This window comes from Promicromonospora citrea (assembly GCF_013004695.1).
Lineage (GTDB): Bacteria > Actinomycetota > Actinomycetes > Actinomycetales > Cellulomonadaceae > Promicromonospora > Promicromonospora citrea.
Window position 1 is genome coordinate 1 of record NZ_JABEMG010000215.1, and the last position, 4,706, is coordinate 4,706.

Below are 4,706 nucleotides of genomic sequence, written 5' to 3' on the forward strand. Positions count from 1 at the left end.
CGCACGCGCCGTGTCGGCGCCCACGGAGCCGCCGCCCGTCCTGCCCGCCGTGCGACCGCCCGCCGAGCCCGGACCGCGTGCCGAGCCCCGGTCCGTCGCCGCGACCGTCGGCCTCGTCGTCCTGCTGTGGGTCGCCGGGTGGGTCGTGCTCGGTGGCGGGCAGGCCCTCCTCGAGGACGCCCTCGACACCGAGCTGCGACTCGGCTTCCTGCCCGTGCTCGCCCTCCTCGGGGCGACCGTCGGGCTCATCAACCAGCGACACCCCCGGCAGGAGCGATGACCACCACCACCCCCACCCGGCCCCGCGAGCTCTCCGCGCGGCGCCCGGGCCCCACCGAGGCCTGCCTCGCGTTCCGCGTCGGGTACGCCGACGAGACGCTGCCCACGAGCGGGATCACCGCGCTCGTGGTCGCGCTCGCCCTGCGCGCCGTCGAGCGCCCCGGCCTCGAGGTGGCCGCCGCCGTCGGGCCCACGATCACGGAGCTGCGCGTCACCGGCACGCCCGACCGCGTGCGCACCACCGTGCGCGACCTCGCCCGCGCCCTCGCGGACCTGCCCGTGCGGTACCGGGCGTCGGAGACGCAGGCGCTCGCGGACCGCGTCCCCGACGTGCCGCCCGTGCAGAGCTGGCGCTTCGGGCACCAGGGCTACGGACTCGGCCTCGACGCGCGCGTCGGCCTGTACCGGGTGACGGACGACGACCTGCGGGCCTGGGCGCGCGAACGCTTCAGCGCGGCGGACGCCGTGGTGTGGTGGCGCGGCGAGGAGGACCTCGACCTCGAGGTGCCGCTGCCCGAGCCGTCCGGCGCGCCGCACCCGGCGCCCGAGGTCGGCCAGGCGGACCGCTCGCTGCCCGCCGAGGCGCACACGGGCGGCACGAGCGTCCTGTGGGACGGCCTCGTGCCCGACGAGCCGGCCGCTCGCCTGCTCGCGGAGGTGGCGCGGCGCGCGCTCTTCCAGCGTCTGCGCCACGAGCGGGGCTGGACCTACGACCCGGCCGCGTCCGTCGGCTCCCTGGACGGCAGGAGCGCGCTGCTCCGCCTGTCCGCCGGCCTGCGGGAGGAGACGGCGTCGGAGTCGGTCGGAGAGTTCCTCGACACCTGGGGTCGCCTGCGGTACGAGGTGCCCGCCGACGAGCTCGAGGCCGCCAGGGCGCACCTGCTGCTCACGTTCGACGAGCCCCACCAGGACGCGCTCTGGCTCCCGGACGCCGCCGACCGGATGCTGCTCGGCCTGCCTGTGCCCGCACCGGCCGAGCGCCGGGCCGCCCTCGAGGCCGTGACCGCCGCCGACGTCCGGCGCGTGGCCCGGCAGGCGTGGGACACGGGTCTGCTGGTCACGCCCGTCGCGGAGGGCTGGGCGGGGACGTCGGTCGTGCCGCGCGGCGAGGGACCCGCTGTCGAGGGCGCGGCGTTCGAGCGTCTCGACGCGGACGCGACGGTCGTGGTCGGCCCCGACGGCGCGACGCTGCGGGACGGCCGGGCGCGGCAGACCGTGCGGTTCGCCGAGACGGCCGCGCTGTTCGCCTACCCGGACGGCGGACGTCTCCTCGTCGGCCTCGACGGGGCGGAGATCCCCTTCGAACCGACGCTGCACGACGACCTCACCGCGTCCCGGGTCGTCACGCTGGTGGACGAGCGGGTGCCCGCCGACCTGGTGGTGCCGGTGCCTCGCGCGCAGGCGCCCGAGCGCCCGTCGCGCGAACGGATCGGTGCGGTGCGGCAGGCTCGCGCGGACCGGGAGGTCGCGGAGATGGGGCTCCTGCGCACCACGGGCTCCATCGCGGCGGACGTCGGCAAGGCGGCGTTCGAGCTGGGCCGGCTCGGGCTGCTGGTGCTCGCGATGGTGGCGGGCGTCGTGGGCGTGTTCTTCTGCGGGGCGACCGTGCTGGTCTGGGTGGCGGCCTGGTTCGACGAGGGGCCGCAGGACTGGGTCGTCCCCGCCGTCCTCGTCCCCGGCGGGCTGCTGTGCGCCCTGCTGACCCGGTTCGCCTACCGGGCGGTCATCCGGATGGGCGGCGAGGTCAGTCCTGCGGAGAAGGCGTAGCGAGGCGGGCGGGGAAACCGCCCGTCGCCACGGGACCCCAGCGGTCGACGGTGAGCCGGACGAGCGACTTGCCCTGCTGGACCATCGCGGCCCGGTACTCGTCCCAGTCAGGGTGCTCCTTGCCCGCGGCGGCCCGGAAGTAGTCCACGAGGGGCTCGACGGCCTCGGGCACGTCGAGCACCTCGGCGGTGCCGTCCACCTGGACCCAGGCGTCGTTGAACTCGTCGCCCAGCGCGAGGAGCGACGCCGCCGGGCGCCTGCGCAGGTTGCGCACCTTGGCCCGCTCCGGGTACGTCGCCACCACGACCCGACCCTGCGGGTCGACGCCGTAGGTGACGGGGCTGAGCTGGGGGCTGCCGTCGGCACGCGTGGTCACGAGGACGCCGTTGCGGCGCGACCGGAGGAAGTCCAGCAGCTCGTCCCGCGTGACGGAGGTGGTGGTGGCGATCGTGGGCATGGGCGTCAGGGTACCGCCGGCTGCGGTGCGTCCGGCTGCGGTGTGCTCGGCTGCGGCGTGCTCGGCTGGTCCGGTGCGGCGGGCGCCTCGAGGTCGGGGCGGCCCAGGATCCACTCCGTGGAGAACAGCACCTTGTCCGTGAGGCGCAGCATCTCGTCCCGGATGCCGACGTGCGGCGTCGAGAACGACAGGCGGGCCACCGACTGGCGCCCGGGCGCCTCGGCCCAGTAGTCGACCAGCAGCAGGGGCAGGTCCTGGCCGCCCACCTCCTCGTTGCCACGGCCGAGCCGGACGTGCCGCAGGAACGGACCGGACAGCGTCTCCGTCCGGGTCAGGGCGTCCTCCGGGCCCAGCTCGCCCTCGATCCGGTTCTGGATGCGCTGCAGGTGGCTCGACGAGCCGGCCTCCGGGCCGAGGTCGTGCCAGTACAGGGTCAGGTTGAGCGCGAGCGTCGCCTCCTTGCCGGGCAGCAGCAGGTACGCCATCACCTTGCCGCCGGCGGACTCGGCCTTCTCCGCCGTCTCGAGAAGCTTCTCGCGCAGGTCGCGGCGCAAGGGCGCGGACCGGTCGCCCAGCGTCGCCGTCTGCTGCTTGACGATGTCGCGGACCTGGCGCTCGCGCTTCTCCGGCTCGTCGAGCTCGATCACCGCCCAGTGCTCCGGCAGGTTGAGCTCGAGGCCGATGCCGCGGTAGCCGCCCGGGTCGTCGACCGTGCCGAGCGCGTGCAGCGCCTCGCCGCTGATCCCCGAGCCGGTCTCGTCGAACAGGCCGGTGGGGTCGTCGGCCGGGGGCGCGGCGTCGAGCGCCGCGACGACCTCGTCGACCGTCGCCGTCATCGGGTGCGGTCCCGCCGGGTCGACCACGACCCGGGCCAGGGTGGCGCCGTGCCGGCGCAGGAAGGGGGCCAGCGAGTCGCGCCGGCGCAGCGTGAACTCGCGCCCCGGGTCCTCGCCGAGGAACGCCTCGAGCGTCCGGGCCGACGAGAAGAGGCACAGCTCGTAGGGTGCGGCCGATCCGTCGGGTGCGGGGAAGACCCGCACCTGCGGTGTCCCGTCCTCGCGCTCCAGGTGGGGTACCAGGACGGGCCCGTCGTGGATCGCCGCCAGCGCGGCGGCGCGGTCACCCGCCGCAAGCGCCTCGCCGAGGGCGGCGCCCGGGCCGGGCGGGAGGTTCTGGCCGTCGGCGAGCGCGCGGGGGAAGTCGTCGCCGGCGGGGAACTCGTCGCTCACAGGTGCTCTCCTTGCATCGGGTCGTCAGGCGTCCTGGAGGGCGACGACGACGGGTGCGCTGCCCTCACCGAGGTAGAAGTGGTCCGGGAACCACTCGACGTGCCAGTGCTCGCCGGGCGTGCCCTCGCGGGCGAAGTCGGCGAAGTTCTCGGCCAGGACGTCCCGGCCCTGCTGCCGTCCGGTGATCCGGAGCGACTTGGTGGCGTCGTCGTAGACGAAGAGGACGGCGTCGTCGGAGACCTCGGTCCGGATCTGCCGGAGGGCCTCGTCGTAGGGCCACGTGGACTCCGGCTCCCCGGCGTCGACCACCCCGGGGGCGTGCCTGATCGCCTCGGCGAGTGCGACCATCCCGTCGGGGTCCGCGCTGATCTCGACCTCACCGGTCTCGTTGTGCCGTACTACCTCGATCACGTCTCAGCTTCCCTTCGGTCCGTAGTGGTCGCCCGGCTTGATCGTGGCAGGGTCGACGGGGATGTGCGGATCGGCATCCGGTCCGGACCGTACCGGTCTGCCGTTGATCTGGGTCTCGAGGTTGAGGTGCGGGCCCAGCTTCTGCACGTGCGGGACGTGCGGGTTGACGTCGAAGCGCGTGATCTTCGTGATCGTGCGCCCCGCGTCGTCGACGGTCTGGCTGACGTACTGGACCGCCCTGCTGCCCGACATGACCACCTTCGCATCGGGAGCGACGTGCTTGGTCCCGAGCTCGATGGCTTCGTCCATCGAGATCGCCTTCTGGTGGGCGGCGTTGTGGACCAGGACGGGGGTGTCGCCGGCGTAGACGTAGTAGGTGTGGTGGGTCTCGACATGAAAGTTGTAGACCGTCTCGGCGTCCGGGTCGGTGCGCTGTTCGGTCTGCACGTCCTGCAGCGGGAGGGTCGCGCCCTCGGGGGTGACCAGCAGGTCACCGGTACGCAGGAACGCCGCGTCGACCCAGCCCCGGCCCTGGACCCAGAACGGGTGCTCGGCGGTGGTCG

Annotated in this window: 6 protein-coding genes; 2 read left to right on the forward strand and 4 right to left on the reverse strand. The window is 74.6% G+C overall.

Annotation, left to right across the window (positions count from 1 at the left end):
• Both HLB15_RS22450 and HLB15_RS22455 read left to right on the forward strand, forming a co-directional pair.
• A partial coding sequence (locus tag HLB15_RS22450) for a hypothetical protein (protein WP_212760250.1) occupies nt 1–280 on the forward strand: 280 nt, incomplete at its 5' end.
• Nucleotides 277–2,046 (forward strand): insulinase family protein, encoded by a 1,770-nt coding sequence (locus HLB15_RS22455; RefSeq protein ID WP_171108830.1) that lies wholly within the window; start codon nt 277–279, stop codon nt 2,044–2,046. The genes HLB15_RS22450 and HLB15_RS22455, both read left to right, overlap by 4 nt.
• Here HLB15_RS22455 and HLB15_RS22460 read toward each other — a convergent pair.
• The 4 genes from HLB15_RS22460 to HLB15_RS22475 form a co-directional block, all read right to left on the reverse strand.
• Nucleotides 2,024–2,503 (reverse strand): PPOX class F420-dependent oxidoreductase, encoded by a 480-nt coding sequence (locus HLB15_RS22460; RefSeq protein WP_171108832.1) that lies wholly within the window; start codon nt 2,501–2,503, stop codon nt 2,024–2,026. The two genes, HLB15_RS22455 and HLB15_RS22460, sit on opposite strands and share 23 nt — an antisense overlap.
• A 5-nt stretch (nt 2,504–2,508) precedes the next feature.
• On the reverse strand, nt 2,509–3,732 hold the full coding sequence (locus HLB15_RS22465) for an SseB family protein (RefSeq protein ID WP_171108835.1): 1,224 nt from the start codon (nt 3,730–3,732) through the stop codon (nt 2,509–2,511).
• Nucleotides 3,733–3,756: 24 nt separating this feature from the next.
• Nucleotides 3,757–4,143: an Imm32 family immunity protein gene (locus HLB15_RS22470; RefSeq protein WP_171108837.1), complete on the reverse strand. Its 387-nt coding sequence runs from the start codon at nt 4,141–4,143 to the stop codon at nt 3,757–3,759.
• A gap of 3 nt (nt 4,144–4,146) precedes the next feature.
• Nucleotides 4,147–4,706 (reverse strand): polymorphic toxin-type HINT domain-containing protein (locus tag HLB15_RS22475; protein WP_171108839.1); only part of this gene is annotated, 560 nt, incomplete at its 5' end.